Source organism: Rhizobium sp. 3T7 (assembly GCF_020166565.1).
Classification (GTDB): domain Bacteria; phylum Pseudomonadota; class Alphaproteobacteria; order Rhizobiales; family Rhizobiaceae; genus Rhizobium.
This window is the reverse complement of sequence record NZ_JAIQXS010000024.1, coordinates 65045-83516: the sequence shown is the minus strand read 5'-3', so window position 1 is coordinate 83516 and position 18472 is coordinate 65045. Positions and strand designations below refer to the sequence as shown.

Below are 18472 nucleotides of genomic sequence, written 5' to 3'. Positions count from 1 at the left end.
TTATTATTTGCCGGCTCCGGCGACCTGATCGCCGTCGCGGGTGAGGTAGTAGGCTGCCAGGATCGGCAGGAAAGTAACGAGCACGACGACCATTGCGACCACGTTGGTGACCGGGCGCTGGCGCGGGCGGATGAGTTCTTCGAGCATCCAGATCGGCAGTGTGGATTGCTGACCGCCGGTGAAGGTGGTGACGATGACTTCGTCGAACGACAGCGCAAAGGCGAGCATGCCGCCGGCTAAGAGCGCCGTGCCGATATTCGGCAGGATCACGTGGCGGAAGGTCTGGAAGCCGTCGGCGCCAAGATCCATCGACGCCTCGATCAGCGATCCGGAGGTACGACGGAAGCGGGCGACGGCGTTGTTGTAGACGACGACGACACAGAAGGTCGCGTGGCCGAGCACGATCGTCCAGGCCGAGAAGGGGATGTCGAACAGGCTGAAGGCCGAGCGCAGCGCAATGCCGGTGATAATGCCGGGCAACGCGATCGGCAGGATGACCAGAAGCGAGATCGCTTCACGACCGAAGAACTTCGTCTGGCTGACAGCGGCGGCGCAGAGCGTGCCGAGCACCAGTGCGATGGCGGTGGCGATTACGGCGACCTGTACGGAGAGAGCGAGTGCTGCCCAGACGTCGGGGCGGTTCCACGCGACGGCGAACCACTGCGTCGTCAGGCCCGGCGGCGGCCACTGATAGCTCTTCTCCTCGGTGGTGAAGGCGTAGACGAAGATCAGGAGGATCGGCAGGTGCAGGAAGAGCAGTCCGCCGGCGGCAGCGATCTTCAGAGGGAGCGGAGAGGACTGGTTGCGATCAGAGCGCATCGAAGGCCCCCTGTTTCTTGGCCAGCCAGAGATAGATGGCCATGATGACGATCGGCACGACGGAGAAGGCGGCAGCCAGCGGCACGTTGCCCGCCGTTCCTTGCTGAGCATAGACCGCCTGGCCAATGAAGAGGCGCGATGAACCGATGATCTGCGGAATGATGTAGTCGCCCAACGTCAGCGAGAAGGTGAAGATCGAGCCTGCGACGATACCGGGCAGCGCCAGCGGGAAGAGCACGGTGCGGAAGGTCTGGCTCGGCGTCGCGCCGAGGTCAGACGAGGCCTCGATGAGGTTGCCCGGGACGCGTTCGAGCGCTGCCTGCGTCGGCAGGATCATATAGGGCAGCCAGACATAGACGAAGACGAGAAAGGTGCCGAGATAGCTGACCGACAGCGAATTGCCGCCGATAACGGGCAGGTTTAGGACACCGTCGAGCAGCCAGGAGAGGTGCAGCTTGGCGAAGATCCAGGTCAGGATGCCTTCCTTGGCGAGAATGAGTTTCCACGCGTAGATCTTCACGAGATAGCTCGACCAGAGCGGCAGCATGATACCGAGATAGAACAGCGCCTTCCATTTACCCTGCGCATAGCGGGCGGCGTAGTAGGCGATGGGAAAGGCGATGATGGCAGAAGCCAGCGTCACGATCGCCGCCATGGCGATGGTTCGGATGATGATGTCGAAGTTCGTCGGACTGAACAGCTGCGCGTAGGTCGCGAGCGTGAACTCGTAGTTCACCAGACCGGAGAAATCATCGATCGAGAAGAAACTCTGCAGGAGCAACGCAATCAGCGAGCCGATGTAGATGATGCCGAGCCACAGCAACGGCGGTGTCAGCATCAGGAAGAGCAGCAGCTTTGGACGCCGCCAGAAGGCATCGGAGAGCCTGCCGAAGAAACCCCCGCGACCGGGAAGGATCGAGGTTTCGCGCAATTCGGCCGACTTGGCGAGGGCAAGCGCTGTCATGCTGCGTCATCCATGTAATGCACGTCGACGGGCTGCCAGGCGAGGCGGACGCTTGTGCCGACGTCCGGGACGTTGGCGCCGGCCGGCAGCATGACGTGCAGCCGGCTGCCGCGAATATCGACCGAGAGGCGGGTCGCCGAGCCGTGGAAGCTTGCATGCTCGACGCGCGCCTCGACGCCTTCGCCGGCGAGGTGGATTGCTTCCGGGCGTAGGCTCGCCCAACGCTTCTCGCCGCCGAGCGAGGTCATCAGATCGGGTGCGATCACATTGGAGGATCCGACGAAATCGGCCACGAAGCGGGTCTTCGGGCGGCGATAGATGTCGTGCGGGGTGCCTTCCTGGACGATGCCACCATTGTTGAAGACGGCGACGCGGTCGGCCATCGACAGGGCCTCGCCCTGGTCATGGGTGACGAAGATGAAGGTGATGCCAAGTGCGCGCTGCAGGCTCTTCAGCTCTTCCTGCATCTGCTCGCGCAGCTTCAGGTCGAGCGCGCCGAGCGGTTCGTCGAGGAGGAGGACCTTCGGCTTGTTGACAAGGGCGCGGGCGAGCGCCACGCGCTGCCGCTGGCCGCCGGAAAGCTGTCCGGGCCTGCGCGCGCCATAGCCGGGAAGCTTCACCAGTTCCAGCGCCTGTTCGGCGGCTTTGGTGCGTTCGGCCTTGCCGACGCGCTTGACCATCAACCCGTAAGCGACGTTGTCGAGGATGTTGAGATGCGGGAAGAGCGCGTAGTCCTGGAAGACCGTATTGACGTTGCGGCGATAGGGCGGAATGCCCTCGGCCGTCTCACCGAAAATTTCGATGTGACCGCCCGTCGGCTGCTCGAAACCTGCGATCAGGCGCAGGCAGGTGGTCTTGCCGGATCCGGAAGGGCCAAGCATGGCGAAGAATTCGCCGGGCGCGATTTCGAGATCGACGCCGTCAACGGCGCGGACCTGCCCGAAATAGCGCGAGACCTTTTGGAAACGGACGGCAGGTGTCATGACAAGCTCCGGAATGTGGTGTCTGTTTTGTCTTCTTCGCGGCGGGAAGAAGGTGGCCCAGAAGGCTCCAACGAGGGGACAACTCGGCGTTCCGTCATCGCGCCCCACGCTGACGTCCGCTCCTTTGCTCGGTTGCCCCCTCGTCTGCCCTCGCAGGGCGTCTTCTCCCCGAGCGAGGAGAAGAAGAGGTTGCGGACGGGATTATCGTCCGCCGATCACGCCGATATAGTCCGAGACCCAGCGATGATAGGGCACGCATTCGTGCTGCGTCGTGCACTTCGCGGTCGGCGTCTTCCAGAACCTGATCTTCTCGAAGTTTTCGTAGCCGTTGGTGGCGCAACCGCTGTCGGTCAAAAGCTCGTTGCCCTTGCAGGCAGCGGGAACGGACGGCACGGCGCCGAACCAAGCAGCGGCGTCGCCTTGCACCTTGGCCTGCAGCGAGTGTTCCATCCACATGTAGGCGCAGTTCGGATGTTCGCTGTCGGCGTGCAGCATGGTCGTATCAGCCCAGCCGGTCACGCCTTCTTCCGGGAAGGTGGAGGCGATCTTCTGCTTGTCGGCCTGCATCAGGTTGACCTGGAACGGCCAGGACCCGGCGGCCACGACGCCTTCGTTCTTGAAGTCGTCGATCTGGATCATCGCGTCGTGCCAGTAGCGTGAAACGAGCTTGCGCTGGCCGCGCAGCAGGTCGAGGGCGGCCTTGTACTGGTCTTCGTTCAGCTCATAGGGATCCTTAATGCCAAGGTCCGGCTTGTGAGCCATGAGGTAGAGCGCGGCGTCGGCGACATAGATCGGTCCATCATAGGCCTGAACGCGACCCTTGTTGGACTTGCCGTCCGGAAGGGTCTCCTCCTCGAAAACGACCTTCCAGCTGGTCGGTGCCTTACCCTTGAAAGCATCCGTGTTGTACATCAGCACGTTCGGGCCCCAGAGGTAGGGAACGCCGTAGTGGGCGTCGTTGACCGTGTACCAAGCGCCCTTCTGCAAGCGCGGATCGACGTTCTTGAAGCTCGGGATCAGGTCGGTGTTGATTGGCTGCACGCGCTTGCCAGCGATCAGGCGAAGCGATGCGTCGCCGGAGGCGGTGACGAGATCGAAGCCTCCTTCATTCATCAGCGAGACCATTTCGTCGGAGGTTGCCGCGGTCTTGACGGAGACCTTGCAGCCGGTTTCCTTTTCGAAGGCGGTGACCCAGTCGTAGCTCTTGTCGGTTTCGCCGCGTTCGATATAGCCGGCCCAGGCCACAATGCTGACCGCACCCTCACCCTTGCCCAATGCTTTCAGCGGTTCGGCGGCGGCAACCTGCGTCACGAAGCTTAGGCTCGCTAGGGCAGCGGTGCACGATTTCAGAAGATATTTCATCATCTGTCTCCCGGTTGTGCCACTTTTCGTGGCGTTATGTTCCCGGTTGAAAAAATGCGCCGAATTTTCCGGTTTCGCAAATTCATTTATCAGAAAGGCGATATCGGAATTTCCGATATCGCGCCTGAATGGTTAGCGAGGCCGGCCGGATCGCAGTGCTTCCGCGATGCCCACGAAATCGCGCGCCGCCTGCGGCAGGCTGGATCCCTTGCGCCAGACCATGCCGACCTGGACGACCGGCAGCGAGCCGGACACGTCGCGGCTCTCGATGCGATCGCCTTCCAGCGACCAGGGGCGGTAGACGAGATCGGGCAGAAGCGCCACGCCGGCGCCGGTGGCGACCAGGCTGCGCACTGCTTCGACGGAGCGGGTGCGGAAGGCGACATGCGGGCGCGCGCCCAGCGCCGACAGAAGCTTGCCGGTGTTTTCCTCGATTTCGTCAACCGTCAGCATGATCAGCGGCTCGCGAGCGATATCGGCGACGGAAATGATGTCGGCGGAGACGAGTGGATGGCCCATGGGCAGCCAAAGACGATAGGGCGAGGTCTCCAGGATTTCCGCCTGCAAGGCCATGCGATCGCGCAGGTTGGAGATGACCATGACCGCAACATCCAGCTCGCCGCCGACCAGCAGGTGCTCGAGATAGCCGCCATTGTCCTCGATGGCACTGACTTCGACGCCGGGGCAGGCGCGGCGATAGCGGGCCAAGAGGTCGGAGAGCACGTAGCCGGCGACGAGCGAGGTCACACCGATGTTGAGCGTGCCGGAGAGCTCGTTCTCCTTGCCTGAGAAACTGGTGCGCGCATCCGATACGCTCGCCAGGATTTTCGTCGCATGACGGAGGAACTGATGGCCATTGTGAGTGATCGTGAGGCCACGCGGATGGCGCTCGAAGAGCTCGACGCCGAGGTCGGTTTCCAGCTCCTTGAGGGCTTCCGTAACCGAGGATTGCGAGATCGAAAGGTTCTGCGCGGCGCGCGTTATGGAGCCCTGCTCGGCGACGGCGACGAAATACTGGATCTGGCGAAGCGTGAAGGCCATGCGTCGTTAGAGCATGGCCGCGAGGATATTGGCAAGCATAGGGAAAGCTTGGACCTTTTTTGGTACTAAGCCCATACTGACGCAAACTTGGAGGCCGCGTTTAAGTATTCGGAAACGTCATTTCTCTAGCGTCGAAACCACTCGTATTGCGTTGGAGCTTGTTAATGGCGGAGCAGTTGGCGTGAAGGCCCTACTGCGCATCTTCCGGCCTTCCCGGAAATTGGTGTTTATCATCGCTGGAGTCGCTCTCCTTGGGGGCGTCTCCGGCGGTGCCGCGCTTTATATCGGCAAAGACAAGATCTTCGCCCTTTCCGCAGAAACGATGAACGGTCTTTCCTGCACCGACGTCAATCTCGTTACCATCAAGAAGCAGAACCGTGTCTGGATCCGCAAATATATCAAGACCGAGCCGACCGACGGCATGACGCGGGTCAAGACCGCGCTTCGCGTGGCCAAGGCGGTCTACGACGCGCAGAAGCCGGATCTGGTGCAGGTCGTCGTCCTCGATACCAATGGGCCGACGCTGCGATCCGACATTCGCGGCCGGGCGATAGGCGCCGACGTCGTCTACATTCCACATCCCGATCCCGTCCTCGAAAGCGCGGAGGCCAAGACATACACCGCTCGTTATTACGACGGGTCGGCTGCCGCCAACGGGCTCTTCTTCGGCGAACGCGTCGATTTGCCTGAAGAAGAAATCACCGCCCTGAACGCATCCTTCAAGGAATACTCCGACTGTATCGATCCGATCGCTGTCGCTGCCACGAAGGGTGGCGAGAGCAAGGATGAGAAGACACAAGAGGCGAAGGAAGAAAAGCCGGCCGAGGGCGGCGGGCACGGCTCGGCGCCTGCGGTGGAGAAAGCGGCACCTGATGCCGGTCACTAACGTTACGAAAAAGAAAAAGGCGGCGAGCCCGGCGGGCCGCCGCCTTTTCTATTCCATATGAGCCGGCTCAGTCAGCCTTGCTGCGGCGAGCCGGGAAAAGAATGACGTCGCGGATCGACGGGGCGTCGGTCAGGAGCATGATCAGACGGTCGACGCCGATGCCGAGGCCACCGGCCGGCGGCATGCCCTGGTCGATCGCATCGAGGAATTCGTCGTCCAGCTGCTTTTCCTTTTCGCCGCGAGCATGGGCCTGCTCCAGCTGCTCGACCATGCGGCGGCGCTGTTCTTCCGGATCGTTGAGCTCCGAGAAGGCGTTGCCGAGTTCCCAGGCGTTGCAATAAGTCTCGAAGCGTTCGACGAGGCGCGGCTCGCCCGGCACCTCCTTGGCAAAGGGCGAGATGTCCTTCGGGAAATGCGTGACGTGCGATGGCTGGATAAGCGTTGCCTCGACCTTCTCCTCGAAGATGAAGGCAAGGCATTCGCCCCAGGTCCAATCCTTCTCGACCGCGAAGCCGGCAGCCTTGGCGGCGGCGCGGGCTTCCTCGTCGGTCTTGATGGCGAGGAAGTCGATGCCGGTGACTTCCTTGACGGCGTCGGGCATAGGCACGCGCTTGAACGGACCCTTGAAGGAAAGCTGCTTGTCGCCGTAGGTGAACTCGGTCGAGCCGTGGATCTTCGTCGCCAATTCGGCGAACATGCGCTCCACGAGGTCCATGATGTCCTCATAGTCGGCATACGCCCAGTAGCACTCCATCATCGTGAATTCAGGATTGTGCCGGGTCGAGACGCCTTCGTTGCGGAAGTTGCGGTTGATCTCGAACACTTTGTCGGTGAGGCCGGAAACTAGCGTACGCTTCAGGAACAGTTCCGGCGCGATGCGCAGATACATGTCGAGCTTCAGCGTGTTGTGATGCGTCTTGAACGGCTCGGCGGTGGCGCCGCCATAGACCGAATGCAGCATCGGCGTCTCGACTTCCATGAAGCCGTCGTTTTCCATGAAGCGACGGATGCCGGAGACGATCTTCGAACGCTGCTGGAAGCGCAGTTTCGATTCCTCGTTGGTCATGATGTCGAGATGACGCTTGCGATAACGGATCTCGACGTCGGAAACGCCGTGCCACTTCTCCGGCATCGGCAGCAGCGACTTCGTCAGCATGATGATTTCGCGGGCGTTGATCGACAACTCGCCGCGCTTGGTGCGGCGCACGGTGCCCGTCACGCCGATGATGTCGCCGATATCGATCATCGCAAGCATGTTGCGCGCTTCCTCGGGCGTCACATCCTTGTGGCTGAAGATTTGGATCTTGCCGGAGGCGTCATGGATATCCATGAACATGCCGGAGTTCCGCGAGGAATAGACGCGGCCGGCGACGGTCACGATATCCTGCGTCTCCACGTCGGATTCGAGGCCCTTGTACTTCTCCGCCAGTTCGGCATTGGTCATGGTCCGGTGGAAATGCGCCGGATAGACGTCGCCGATCTGTTCGCGCAGCAGCTTCAGCTTCTGGGCACGGACTTCGGTTGCGTCTGAGGAAAGGGTCGCTGTTTCGGTCTTTTCGGTCATGATGCAAACGTCCGGGTTCAGTTCTTCGGGCCGACGAGGGAAGCGACTGCCTGGGCGGCTAGTTTCAGCCGCTGGCGCACGACGGAGCGACCAAGGATAGCCATAGAGTCGAAGAGCGGCAGCGAGCGCGACGAGCCGGAAACGGCAACGAAGAGCGGTGCTACAACGACCTTTAGCTTCTTGCCCATGCGGTCGGCAATCGCGCGCAGTTCAGCCTCGATCGTTTCGACGTTCCATTCGAGGATCTTTTCGAGATCCGGCTGGACGGTATTGAGGATTTCCAGGATCTCTTCCGGCGGCGACTTGATCTTGGCGAAGGCAGACGGCTCGAGGCCGAGATCGGACTTCAACAGGAAGCCTGCGAGTTCTGGCAGTTCGCCGAGCTTGGAGATGCGCGACTGCGACAGGCGAAGACCGGCCTTCAGGCGGTCGTTCTCCATTGCCCAGTCGAGTACGCGGGCCTGGAATTCCTCTTCGGACAGCTTCTCGCGGATCCAGCGGCCGTTCAGCCAGTCGAGCTTCTGGATGTCGAAGATCGCGCCGGCCTTGGAGAGATTCTCGGGGTCGAACTTCTCGCAGAGCTCGTCCATCGTCAACAGCTCTTCGCCTTCAGCGATCTGCACGAAGAACAGGCCGAGGAAGTTCATCAGCGCTTCCGGGATATAGCCGAGAGCGGAGTAATAGGAGATCGAGGTCGGGTTCTTGCGCTTCGACAGCTTCGACTTGTCGGCGTTGCGCATCAGCGACAGGTGCATGAACACCGGCTGTTCCCAGCCGAAATAGCGGTAAAGCAGGATGTGCTTCGGCACCGATGCCAGCCACTCTTCGCCGCGCGCGACGTGGGTGATCTTCATCAGATGGTCGTCGATGACGTTCGCCATGTGATAGGTCGGCATGCCGTCGCCTTTGATCAGGACCTGCATGTCGACCGAGTCCCACGGAATGCTGACATCGCCGTAGACGCCGTCGGTGAAGTCGCAGGAGCCCTCGGTCGGGATCTTCATGCGGATGACTGAGCCTTCGCCAGCTGCCATCTTGGCGCTGACTTCTTCGGCCGCGTACTTCAGGCAGAGACCGTCATACTTCGGTGCCTTGCCGGCAGCGCGCTGTTCTTCGCGCATCTTTTCCAGGCGCTCGGGCGTGCAGAAACAGCGGAAGGCATGGCCCTTGTCCAGCAATTCCTGGCCGTAGGGGGTGTAGATGTCCTTGCGGTCGGACTGGCGGTAGGGACCATGGGGGCCGCCGATATCCGGGCCTTCCTTCCATTCGAGGCCGCACCATTTCAGCGCGTCCAGCACCTTCGTCTCGAATTCCGGCGTCGAGCGCGTCGCATCGGTGTCTTCGATGCGCAGGATGAACTCGCCGCCGTTCTTCTTGGCGAAAAGATAATTGAAGAGTGCGATATAAGCAGTGCCGACATGCGGCTCGCCGGTCGGCGAGGGAGCAATGCGGACGCGGACGCCGGAAACTGTCATTTTATGTGCCCGTCAAATGATGCCGGGCGGCTTTCCAGAGAAAGCGACGCTCGGCCGGAAGGAATGCAGATAACTGGATCAGGAAACCGGCCGGAAAAGGGCGTTGCCCCCGTTCATCGCCGATTGCCCATTTGGCTGGCCTTAAGGCCATATTCGACCGCGCGCGTCAAGGAAAATGGGCAATCGTGTCAGTGGACGGGCCAGACGTGGAGCAGCGCGGGCACGCTGAAGAGGACGATGATGAAGGACAGCGGCAGGCCGAGACGGGGGTAATCGCTGAAGCGATAGCCGCCGGGACCGAAGACCAGCGTGTTGCACTGGTGGCCGATCGGGGTCAGGAAATCGCAGCCGGCGCCGATGGCGACCGCCATCAGGAAAGCTTCAGGTCTATAGCCGAGCGTTTGGGCAAAGCTCGCCGCAATCGGCGCCATGACCAGGACCGTCGCCGCATTGTTGAGGAACGGTGTCACCGCCATGGCGGTAATCAGGATCAGCGCCAATGCCCCGTAGGGCGGCATCTGGGCCGCAAAGTGGCCAAGCCATCGGGCAATCAGATCGCTGCCACCGGACGTTCGCAATGTGTCAGAGACGGGGATCAAGGCCGCAAGCATAATCAGGATTGGCCCGTCCACCGCTCTGTAAACTTCGGCGAGCGGGATCACCCGGAAGACGACCATCGCCAACGCCGCACAGAAGAAGGCAACCGAAACCGGGACCATTCCGGCCGCCGTTACACCCATCGCGGCCGCGAGGATCAGCAGCGGCATATAAGCCCTGCGCGGCGTGCCGAGCATGATGTCGCGTTGGGCCAAGGGAAGGCACAAGAATTCCTGCAGGAAGGCAGGCAGGTTTCGGCGGCTGCCCTGCAGCACAAGCACATCGCCGGCGCGCAGCGTCACTTCGCTCAGCCGCTCCGTCAGCCGGTGGCCGTGGCGGCTGACGGCAAGCAGGTTGATCCGACGACGGTTCCACAGTGAGAGCTGGCGCGCGGACCAGCCGATCAGCATCGACTCCGACGAGACAACGGCTTCGATGGATATGACGTCTCCCCCGTCTTTCGCATCGGGTATCGGCTTGCCGGCAAGCTTGAGTTTGGCGTTGGAAACGACGCGGTCGAGCGCCTCCGGGCGCCCCTCCAGCAGGATCGTGTCTCCTGCTTTCAGGAGGATGTCAGGGAATGGTGAGAGGCGCGAATGCCCGCGCAGGATTGCCGTTGCGACCACGTCTCCATCGCCGAGCTGCAGGATGCCGTTGAGTTCCTTGCCCTCAAAGCCCGAGCCCTCCACCACCGTCGCTTCGGAGAAGTATGTCTTAAAATCTAGCGCTTCCTCCAGCGACGGGTTCTCGTTCTGCCGCTCGGGAACGAGCCGGTGGAAAGAGATCAGAAAGACAATACCGACCAGAGTGAGCGTCGCGCCGACGGGCGTGAAGTCGAACATGGTGAAGGGCGCGCCGGTAATCTCGCCGCGAAGCCGAGAGACGACGATGTTCGGCGAGGTGCCGATCTGGGTCATCAGCCCGCCGAGAAGGGCGGCAAAGCTCATGGGCATCAGGTAGAGCGATGGCGATCTCCCGGTTTTGCGGGCAAACTGGAAAGCGACTGGGATCATGATCGCAAGCGCGCCGATGTTCTTGATAAAGGCGGAAAGAACCGCGACGACAATGAGAAGCAGGGCGAGCTGCGCATGCAGCTTGTTCAGGTTGGGGAAGAAGCGCTTGATCGTCGTATCGACGATTCCCGAGCGTGCGACGCCGGCGCTGACGATAAGCGCACTGCCGACGATGATGACGATGTCATCGCTGAAACCCGAAAATGCCTTGTCGAAAGGGACGATGCCGACCGCCACCGCCAGGACGAGAGAACAACAGGCGACCACGTCATAGCGGAACCGATCCCAGATGAAGACCGCCATCATCAGGCCGATGACGCCAAAGGCGAGGATCTGATGCGTTGTCATGCTCTTCCGGAAACTGAGACTGGGCGGCAGAAGACTCCTGAAGGATAACTGTGCCGCGCCGGCGGCTATTCAATCCCGCTGTGCCGGCAAAACTCCCTGCGTGCAAGTAGGTGCCGTGACCCGTCGTCCAGGGCGATGGCCGTCAAGGCGCGAATGTCCCATCGAAAAGATCCTCGTCACGAGTTCTGGCACGTCAAGGACGACGGCCAGATTGTTGCTGCGCGCTGTGACGAGGGGACGGTCGTGTTCCAGGAAAACCGCGGGCGAGGCATTCGGCGTCTGGCGTGCGCCCTTCACGCAATTGCGCGTTCCGCTGCTGTTCAATTTGCGCCGCGACCCTTTCGAAAAGGCCCAGCACAATTCCAATACTCATAACGACTGGTTCCTCTACCGTGCCTTTGTCCTTGTGCCGATCAGGGGTTGGCGGCGCAGTTCCTGGCGACAATGAAGGAGTATGCGCCAAGTCAGATGCCTGGCTCGTACAACCTCAGCAAGATCGAGGAGGGGTTGAGAGAGCCTGGCGACAATGGACCGCAACCATCGCCGGCCGATGGCCGGTGATGGTGCGCGGCGTTTGAGCACCGCCCACCGCAAATGCTAACGATTGCTGCCGATTATGCGGATCGTTTCTGCGAGGATCTCGTCGGATAGTGCCTCGTCATCGACCGCGCGTGCCATGACAAGGGCGCCGACGAGGCTCGAGAGATCGGCAATCGCCTTGCCGCGATCAGCGTTGCCGCCGGTTTTTTCCTGCAGCGCCTCGACCTGTCCTATGCGCTCCCTGATGTAGCTGGCGATTACGCCGCGCTTGCCGCTCGGCAGACGCGCAAGTTCGGGGCCGAGCGACGCCACCGCGCAGCCATTCTCGGCTTCGTCTCGATGCGCTTTGGACAGATAAGTCTCGGCGAGGGCCGCGAGCGAGGGGTAATCTTGCTCCGATCTCAGGCTTTCGTCCATGGCGTGGCTCAGGGCCTCCGCGGCGAGGTCGCCCTTCGATTTGAAGTGGCCGTAGAAGCCGCCATGCGTCAGACCGGCGCCCTTCATGACTTCGTCGACGCCAACGGCATGAATTCCCTTCTCGCGAAACAGCTTGCCGGCCGTGTCGATGATCCGCTGGCGGTTTTGATTTGCCTGTTCCTTGGTCGGGCGCATTTTAGGCTCTCATCATTTATGCTTGACAAATTATATGACGTTCGTCATTTAAATGCAACTGAATGACGATCGTCATTTAAAAATAGATGAAGAACACAAGAAAGGTGCGATGACAATGCGTTATGGAATCTTTGGCCGGACAGGCCTGCGCGTCTCCAGCATGGCGCTCGGTACCGGCAACTTCGGAACCGGCTGGGGTTACGGGTCGAGCCGCGAAGACGCCAAGGCGATCTTCGACGGCTATCGCGCCGCTGGCGGTAATTTTCTCGACACGGCCGACCAGTACCAATTCGGTCAATCGGAAATCATGCTCGGCGATTTCATCGAAGGCGATCGCGACGATGTCATTGTGGCCACCAAGTTCTCCCTTGGCGACACCCATGGCGCGGGGCTGCAGCGCACCGGCAATAGCCGCAAGGCCATGGTCCAGTCCGTCGAGGCAAGTCTGAAACGGCTTCGCACCGATCGCATCGATCTTCTCTGGGCACATATGCCCGACGCGGTGACGCCGATCGATGAGATCATGCGCGGCTTCGATGACCTCGTCCGATCGGGCAAGATTCTCTACGCGGGCCTTTCCGACTTTCCTGCCTGGCGAGCGGCAACCGGGGCCACGCTTGCCGAGCTTCGCGGCTGGGCGCCGCTTTCGGCCCTGCAGCTCGAATACAGCCTCGTGGAGCGCACAGCCGAGCGTGAACTGCTTCCGATGGCGGCAGCCTTTGGCCTTGGCGCCGTTGGCTGGTCGCCGCTTGGCGGCGGACTGCTCACCGGCAAGTATCGCAAGGGAGAGACCGGCCGGCAGCAGGGCCTCGGCGTCGTCATTCACCGCGAGAGCGATGCGCGCAAGACGGCGATTGTCGACACTCTGATTGCCATCGCAGAGGAAACCGGAATTTCCGCCGGTCAGATCGCCATCGCATGGGTACTGCACAAGGGCACGCTGCCGATCATCGGCCCCCGCACCCCTGCTCAGCTTTCCGACAACCTCGCAGCGCTCGACGTGAAGCTTACCGACGAACAACGCCGGCGGCTGGATGAGGCGAGCGCCATTCCGCTTGGTTTTCCCCATGATGTCGTCGCCCGCAGCCGCGATACTCTCGCCGGCGCCAAGGCCGATCTCATCGACTGGCCAGCGGTTGCGGTTCGCTGAGCCTGATGAGGCGTCGCGCCGTGCCGTCGGCTCTCGATGGCGCGGCGATCGGGCGCTGTTAGTGTTGAAGCTCAGCCAGCGCCCTGCGGAGAGGCGTGTCGGAAATCTGGATCCAGCCCGCGAACGGAACATCCATGTCGAGCACGACGAAGATCGACAGGGATATCAGCAGCGCAGATATGAAGAACATCAGGACGACGATGACGTTCCTCGGCGCGCGATAGCCAAAGCTGGCAAAAATCAGCGTCAGCCACGCCGTCAACATCGTGATGAGCGGCCGGGGGATGACGCCCTCCGACTGTTCGACGATGATCCAGCGCTGCTCAACGATCCTTTGATACTGCTGGCGGGCGTCGTTCCACAGCACAACATGCCCCGGGTCGGATGGCGCGATCAGCGCAAGACTATCGCCGACCGCGTTGAGAGCAAGCTCGCTCGTGCGGTCGCTTTTGACCAACGGATCCGGTGCCCGAACCGGATTGCTAAGGGCGGTTTCGACGTAGTTTTCCAGACGTTTACGGGTTTCGTTGGCCTCGAGGCCGTAGGTGCGCAATGTCCGGTCAAGCAAGATGATCTGCGTTGCGAAGGCGTGAACGTTCTTGTCGATCTCGGCGAAGGTGTTCTTTGAGGAATTGATCATCAGGCCGAAGACGAGCGAGGTCATGACGACGAAGATGTTGGCGACCAGCCGGACGACGGTGTTCGTCTCGTCCTGGCGGTGATGGACCGGCAGCTTCGAATACGTCAGCATCGTTCCGATCGAGGCTGTCATGAGCAAGGCGAAGACAACGACCGCCACCAGCAATTCCAGCACCATCTTCCGTCGCGCCCTCCCGTGCTCTCGGGGCAAACTAGCTGTTTTAATTGATTTTGCCAGTGGACTGCGTCTGCCCGCTGGACAAACGTATCGGTGGGTATAGCTTCCGCAGCGAAATTCATGCTGGAGATGGCGATGACTGATGTTTTGAATGTACCCGTGAAGCTGGCTGATGGTCGCGAGACGACTCTGAACGATCACCGTGGCAAGGTGATCCTGGTCGTCAATGTCGCCTCCAAATGTGGTCTGACCGTCCAGTATGAAGGGCTTGAGAAGCTCTATGAGGACAAGCGCGAGCGCGGCTTCGTGATTGCCGCCTTTCCGGCAAACAATTTCAAGGGGCAGGAGCCTGGTACGGATGCCGAGATCGTCGAATTCTGCACCCTGACCTACGACGTGAAATTCCCGATCTTCTCGAAGATCTCGGTAAAGGGCGAGGACAAGCATCCGCTTTACCAACTGCTGACAGCCGCTGCCGGTACTGCCATCGGCGACGGTCCGATGCGGGAGCGGCTGCGCACCAACGGTCTGGCGAGCGGCGACAACAGTGAAATCCTCTGGAATTTCGAAAAGTTCCTGGTCGGTCGCGACGGCAAGGTGGCTGCGCGGTTTGCGCCTGATGTCACCGCCGAGGATCAGCGGCTGGTCTCGGCGATCGACAAGGAGCTTGCAAAGACCGCCTGACAAAGGTCTTTGCGCTTAAGCGCGGCTACTATGCCGGAACGACTGCCGCGCCGTTCATAAACAGATCGGCGCACATTTTTGCCCGCGCGGCGATCTCCTCGATCCCGGGGGCCGGCTGCTGGCGCAACATTGCGGCGCGCTGGGGCTCCATGGCCATCATGCCGCGCAGCATCCCGCAGGCGGCATGCGGGTCGGCGAGGGCAATGACGCCGCGATCGACCTGCTTGCGCAGCCATCCCTCCATCAGCGCATTCGTGCGGACGATGGCGTTTTCATAGAACGAGGCCGCGATCTCGGGGAAGCGATCGGACTCGCCGATCACAAGGCGCATCATCGTGATGGTGTCTTCCGAGAGCGTCAGCATGCCGTAGGCCATCAGCATCCGCTCCAGCCCCTGGCGCAGATCAGCCGCCGCAAGCGTGGTCGGGTCGAGCGCCAACAGAAAGCGGCCGATGCGATCGGAAATCAGATCCGAGAAGAGGTCGGCTTTTGTTGGAAAGAGCCGGTAGAGCGTCTTCGTCGAGACGCCAGCTTCCTGCGCGATCGCCGCGATGCTGGCCGTCGCATATCCATTCTGGTGAAACTGCTTGTTCGCAGCCTCGATGATGACGCTCCTGGTGTCCTCGTCGCACCGCGCCTGCGGTCTGCCACGTGGCCTTCTCTCGATCTTGTGATTTGGGAGCATCGCGGTTTTCCAAATTCATGTTGACATCGATTTTATAGAGCATATTTTGGAAAACGTCAATTTTCCTTTTTAAGCATCAGAAGCCGCAGCCCTCCCGACGGCGGCCATGATCCGGAGAAAACAATGACCGCGCAGAAGCTGCATGCTCTGAACAACAACAGCGCCCCAACCACTGAAGCGGTGGTAGAGGCGGCCCCGCAAACGCTTGAGGCTGGCAGGCCGCTGCAAGCGGAGGCGCCACGCGTTGCCGCCACGGTGCCGCAATCCCGCAAGCGACCGGGTCGGTCGCTGCTGCTTGGTGCAGCGGCCCTCGCGATCGTGGCTGCGGGCGCCTATTACGGGCACGATTACTGGACGGTCGGTCGCTTCCATGTGTCGACCGATGACGCTTATGTAAAGGCGGATAACAGCACGATTGCCCCCAAGGTCTCTGGCTATCTGGCCGAGGTGCTTGTCAATGATAACCAGCCGGTGAAGGCGGGCCTGCCGCTTGCGCGCATCGATGATCGCGATTTCCAGACCGCGCTCGACCAGGCAAAAGCCGACGTTTCCGCCGCTGCGGCCACGCTAAATGCCAAGCAGGCGGCCCTCGCTATCCAGCAGTCGACGATCGCTGCCGCCCGCGCCACCGTCCAGGTTGACAAGGCCAACGAGACGTTCGCCGAGCAGAACAACAAGCGCTATTCGAGCCTTGCCACCAACGGCTACGCCCCGGTCCAGACCGCCCAGCAGGCGGCCTCGCAGATCGCCGCGGCACAGGCAACGATCGTGCGCGATAGCGCAGCCCTCGATGCGGCCGTAAAACAGGTCGATCTTCTGAACGCTGAGCTTGCTCAGGCAAAAGCTGCTCTGGCCCGCAGCCAGGCCGTCGAGCGTCAGGCCGAGCTCAATCTCTCCTATGCCACGATCGTGGCACCGGTTGACGGCACCGTCGGCAACCGGACGCTGCGCGTGGGTCAGTACGTTCAAGCAGGTACACAGTTGATGTCGGTCGTCCCGATGAATGCGGCCTATGTGATTGCCAACTATAAGGAAACGCAGCTGACCGACGTGCATGCCGGCCAGCCGGTCGACATCGAAGTCGATATGTTCCCCGGCCGCATCTATCACGGTCATGTCGACAGCATAGCGCCGGCCAGCGGCCAGGAGTTCGCCCTGCTGCCGCCCGACAATGCGACCGGCAACTTCACGAAGGTCGTGCAGCGTATCCCGGTCAAGATCGTGCTCGATGCCAATGGCGCCGCCAGCGGCGACCTTCGTCCCGGCATGTCGGTGCAACCGAGCATCAACACCAAGGCCGCCAACGCGGCTCATGGGGCCTGATGGGCAGAAGATGAGGATCTTGTCATGTCTACCACAATTGCTGTCTCAAAGCCGCGTGCCAGCATGAAGGATTGGATTGCCGTACTTGCCGGCATGATCGGCGCATTCATGGCAATCCTCAACATCCAGATCACCAATGCTTCCCTCCTCGAGATCGAGGGCGGCATCGGCACAGGCGTCGACAATGGTGCCTGGATTTCAACTTCATATCTGATCGGCGAGATCGTCGTCATTCCGCTGACGGCGTATTTCAGCAGCGTCTTTTCCTTCCGTCGCTACATTCTCGTCAATTCGGTTCTCTTCCCGATCTTCTCGATTGCCTGTGCGTTCGCCCATGACCTCGGGACGATGATCCTGTTGCGCGGGTTGCAGGGATTTGCCGGCGGTGTGCTGATCCCGATGGCTTTCACCATGGTCTTGACCAAGCTGCCGAAGGTGCAGCAGCCGCGCGGCCTGGCGCTCTTCGCCCTGTCCGTTACCTTCGCTCCGGCCATCGGCCCCACGATCGGCGGCTTTCTCACCGAAAATTACGGCTGGCAGACCATCTTCTTCATCAACGCTGTCCCGAGCGCAATCATGGTGATCGCGCTTGCCTTGACGCTCGAGAAGCAGCCGATGCAGCTCCACCTGCTGAAGGAGGGCGACTGGGCTGGCATTTTTACCATGGCGATTGGCCTTTCTGCCCTGCAGACCGTGCTTGAGGAGGGCAACAAGGAGGACTGGTTCTCCTCGCCTTTCATCGTCAAACTCAGTATCGTGGCCGTTGTCTTCCTCGCCACTTTCATCTGGATCGAACTGACGGTTGAAAAACCCCTGGTGAAGCTGCGTCTTTTGAAACAGCGCAATTTCGGTATCGGCGTTGCTGTCAATGTGCTCGTCGGCGTCGCCCTCTTCGGCACCGTCTACATCCTCCCGCAGTATCTGGGTCAGGTGCAGAGGTACAACGCCGAGCAGATCGGCAATGTGCTGGCCTGGACCGGATTGCCGCAACTTCTCCTGATCCCGCTGGTCCCACTGCTGATGAAGCGCTTCGACGCCCGCTATATCGGCTTCCTTGGCATTTCGATCTTCGCGATCAGCTGTTTCATGAACATCACGCTGTCGGCAGACAACGCCGGTGATCAGTTCTGGATTCCGAATATCGTGCGCGCCGTGGGCCAGGCCCTTGTCCTGACCCCGATCACCGCCATCACGACTGCCGGCATCGCTGCGTCGGATGCGGCGGCTGCCTCGGGCTTGACGAACATGCTGCGCAACCTCGGCGGCGCCGTTGGCACGGCATCGCTGGGTACGATCCTGACGAAGCGCGAGCAGTTCCATTCGAATATCATCGGTCAGTCTGTGACGCTGGCCCGCGACGAGGTTCGCGACCGCCTCAGCCAAACGACGAATTATTTCCTGGCGCACGGGGTCTCAGACCCAGCGGTCGCGAGCAAGAAAGCCATCGTCCTCCTGGGCCAAATCGTCAAGCGCCAGGCGCTCATTCTTGGCTTCAGCGACACGTTCGCGGTCATTGGAGTGGTGCTTGCCATCGCCGCGTTGGCTCTGTTGCTCACCCGGAAGTCGCAGGCGGGTGGTGGTGCCGGCGCGCACTGAGCCCGCCATTCGT

Annotated in this window: 16 protein-coding genes; 5 read left to right on the top strand and 11 right to left on the bottom strand. The window is 61.1% G+C overall.

Going from position 1 to position 18472, the window contains the following annotated elements; genetic code table 11:
- Nucleotides 1-3: 3 nt before the first annotated feature.
- The 5 genes from K9B32_RS24965 to K9B32_RS24945 all read right to left on the bottom strand — a co-directional run bounded on the left by K9B32_RS24965 (nt 4) and on the right by K9B32_RS24945 (nt 5169).
- Nucleotides 4-819, bottom strand: coding sequence for an ABC transporter permease (locus K9B32_RS24965; protein WP_224567161.1), 816 nt, complete (start codon nt 817-819; stop codon nt 4-6).
- A complete protein-coding gene (locus tag K9B32_RS24960) occupies nt 809-1783 on the bottom strand; it encodes an ABC transporter permease (protein WP_224567159.1) in 975 nt (324 codons plus the stop codon). The genes K9B32_RS24965 and K9B32_RS24960 overlap by 11 nt, the downstream gene beginning before the upstream one ends.
- Nucleotides 1780-2766, bottom strand: coding sequence for an ABC transporter ATP-binding protein (locus K9B32_RS24955; protein WP_224567156.1), 987 nt, complete (start codon nt 2764-2766; stop codon nt 1780-1782). Before K9B32_RS24955 ends, K9B32_RS24960 begins: the two co-directional genes overlap by 4 nt.
- Before the next feature lie 201 nt (nt 2767-2967).
- Nucleotides 2968-4128, bottom strand: a complete 1161-nt coding sequence (locus K9B32_RS24950; RefSeq protein WP_224567171.1) for an ABC transporter substrate-binding protein — start codon at nt 4126-4128, stop codon at nt 2968-2970.
- A 132-nt stretch (nt 4129-4260) separates the two neighbouring features.
- Complete coding sequence (locus tag K9B32_RS24945; protein ID WP_224567153.1) at nt 4261-5169, bottom strand: LysR family transcriptional regulator; 909 nt, start codon at nt 5167-5169, stop codon at nt 4261-4263.
- 181 nt (nt 5170-5350) lie between these two features.
- Here K9B32_RS24945 and K9B32_RS24940 point away from each other — a divergent pair, with 181 nt between their 5' ends.
- Nucleotides 5351-6055 (top strand): hypothetical protein, encoded by a 705-nt coding sequence (locus K9B32_RS24940; RefSeq protein WP_224567151.1) that lies wholly within the window; start codon nt 5351-5353, stop codon nt 6053-6055.
- Between the two features lie 67 nt (nt 6056-6122).
- Here K9B32_RS24940 and lysS read toward each other — a convergent pair whose 3' ends face one another.
- From lysS to K9B32_RS24920, 4 genes are all read right to left on the bottom strand, one after another.
- Nucleotides 6123-7619 (bottom strand): lysine--tRNA ligase, encoded by a 1497-nt coding sequence (gene lysS / locus K9B32_RS24935; protein WP_263491089.1) that lies wholly within the window; start codon nt 7617-7619, stop codon nt 6123-6125.
- A 17-nt stretch (nt 7620-7636) separates the two neighbouring features.
- Nucleotides 7637-9094 (bottom strand): glutamate--tRNA ligase, encoded by a 1458-nt coding sequence (gene gltX, locus K9B32_RS24930; protein WP_224567149.1) that lies wholly within the window; start codon nt 9092-9094, stop codon nt 7637-7639.
- Nucleotides 9095-9282: 188 nt separating this feature from the next.
- Nucleotides 9283-11052, bottom strand: a complete 1770-nt coding sequence (locus K9B32_RS24925; protein ID WP_224567146.1) for an SLC13 family permease — start codon at nt 11050-11052, stop codon at nt 9283-9285.
- A gap of 597 nt (nt 11053-11649) precedes the next feature.
- A complete protein-coding gene (locus tag K9B32_RS24920; RefSeq protein WP_224567143.1) occupies nt 11650-12204 on the bottom strand; it encodes a TetR/AcrR family transcriptional regulator in 555 nt (184 codons plus the stop codon).
- A 115-nt stretch (nt 12205-12319) separates the two neighbouring features.
- Here K9B32_RS24920 and K9B32_RS24915 point away from each other — a divergent pair, with 115 nt between their 5' ends.
- On the top strand, nt 12320-13354 hold the full coding sequence (locus K9B32_RS24915; RefSeq protein WP_411969749.1) for an aldo/keto reductase: 1035 nt from the start codon (nt 12320-12322) through the stop codon (nt 13352-13354).
- 58 nt (nt 13355-13412) lie between these two features.
- Here the strand turns inward: K9B32_RS24915 and K9B32_RS24910 are convergent, their stop codons facing one another.
- Nucleotides 13413-14171 (bottom strand): DUF4239 domain-containing protein, encoded by a 759-nt coding sequence (locus tag K9B32_RS24910; protein WP_224567138.1) that lies wholly within the window; start codon nt 14169-14171, stop codon nt 13413-13415.
- Between the two features lie 135 nt (nt 14172-14306).
- On the opposite strand from K9B32_RS24910, the gene K9B32_RS24905 reads away from it, so the two are divergent.
- Nucleotides 14307-14855, top strand: coding sequence for a glutathione peroxidase (locus tag K9B32_RS24905; protein WP_224567135.1), 549 nt, complete (start codon nt 14307-14309; stop codon nt 14853-14855).
- 28 nt (nt 14856-14883) lie between these two features.
- Here the strand turns inward: K9B32_RS24905 and K9B32_RS24900 are convergent, their stop codons facing one another.
- A complete protein-coding gene (locus K9B32_RS24900; protein ID WP_224567132.1) occupies nt 14884-15540 on the bottom strand; it encodes a TetR/AcrR family transcriptional regulator in 657 nt (218 codons plus the stop codon).
- A gap of 123 nt (nt 15541-15663) precedes the next feature.
- On the opposite strand from K9B32_RS24900, the gene K9B32_RS24895 reads away from it, so the two are divergent.
- Both K9B32_RS24895 and K9B32_RS24890 read left to right on the top strand, forming a co-directional pair.
- Nucleotides 15664-16863: an HlyD family secretion protein gene (locus tag K9B32_RS24895; protein WP_224567130.1), complete on the top strand. Its 1200-nt coding sequence runs from the start codon at nt 15664-15666 to the stop codon at nt 16861-16863.
- Nucleotides 16864-16887: 24 nt separating this feature from the next.
- The gene (locus K9B32_RS24890; protein ID WP_224567128.1) at nt 16888-18459 is read left to right on the top strand and encodes a DHA2 family efflux MFS transporter permease subunit; all 1572 of its coding nucleotides are present in this window, start codon (nt 16888-16890) and stop codon (nt 18457-18459) included.
- The last annotated feature ends 13 nt before the right edge of the window (nt 18460-18472 follow it).

Excerpts from the sequence above, each read along its gene's own strand:
- K9B32_RS24915 (WP_411969749.1), top strand. The coding sequence starts at position 12,320 with ATGCGTTATGGAATCTTTGGCCGGACAGGCCTGCGCGTCTCCAGCATG.
- K9B32_RS24955 (WP_224567156.1), bottom strand. The coding sequence starts at position 2,766 with ATGACACCTGCCGTCCGTTTCCAAAAGGTCTCGCGCTATTTCGGGCAG.
- K9B32_RS24895 (WP_224567130.1), top strand. The coding sequence starts at position 15,664 with ATGACCGCGCAGAAGCTGCATGCTCTGAACAACAACAGCGCCCCAACC.
- K9B32_RS24925 (WP_224567146.1), bottom strand. The coding sequence starts at position 11,052 with ATGACAACGCATCAGATCCTCGCCTTTGGCGTCATCGGCCTGATGATG.
- K9B32_RS24920 (WP_224567143.1), bottom strand. The coding sequence starts at position 12,204 with ATGCGCCCGACCAAGGAACAGGCAAATCAAAACCGCCAGCGGATCATC.
- K9B32_RS24905 (WP_224567135.1), top strand. The coding sequence starts at position 14,307 with ATGACTGATGTTTTGAATGTACCCGTGAAGCTGGCTGATGGTCGCGAG.
- K9B32_RS24960 (WP_224567159.1), bottom strand. The coding sequence starts at position 1,783 with ATGACAGCGCTTGCCCTCGCCAAGTCGGCCGAATTGCGCGAAACCTCG.
- K9B32_RS24950 (WP_224567171.1), bottom strand. The coding sequence starts at position 4,128 with ATGAAATATCTTCTGAAATCGTGCACCGCTGCCCTAGCGAGCCTAAGC.
- K9B32_RS24910 (WP_224567138.1), bottom strand. The coding sequence starts at position 14,171 with ATGGTGCTGGAATTGCTGGTGGCGGTCGTTGTCTTCGCCTTGCTCATG.
- K9B32_RS24965 (WP_224567161.1), bottom strand. The coding sequence starts at position 819 with ATGCGCTCTGATCGCAACCAGTCCTCTCCGCTCCCTCTGAAGATCGCT.
- gltX (WP_224567149.1), bottom strand. The coding sequence starts at position 9,094 with ATGACAGTTTCCGGCGTCCGCGTCCGCATTGCTCCCTCGCCGACCGGC.
- K9B32_RS24945 (WP_224567153.1), bottom strand. The coding sequence starts at position 5,169 with ATGGCCTTCACGCTTCGCCAGATCCAGTATTTCGTCGCCGTCGCCGAG.
- K9B32_RS24900 (WP_224567132.1), bottom strand. The coding sequence starts at position 15,540 with ATGCTCCCAAATCACAAGATCGAGAGAAGGCCACGTGGCAGACCGCAG.
- K9B32_RS24890 (WP_224567128.1), top strand. The coding sequence starts at position 16,888 with ATGTCTACCACAATTGCTGTCTCAAAGCCGCGTGCCAGCATGAAGGAT.
- lysS (WP_263491089.1), bottom strand. The coding sequence starts at position 7,619 with ATGACCGAAAAGACCGAAACAGCGACCCTTTCCTCAGACGCAACCGAA.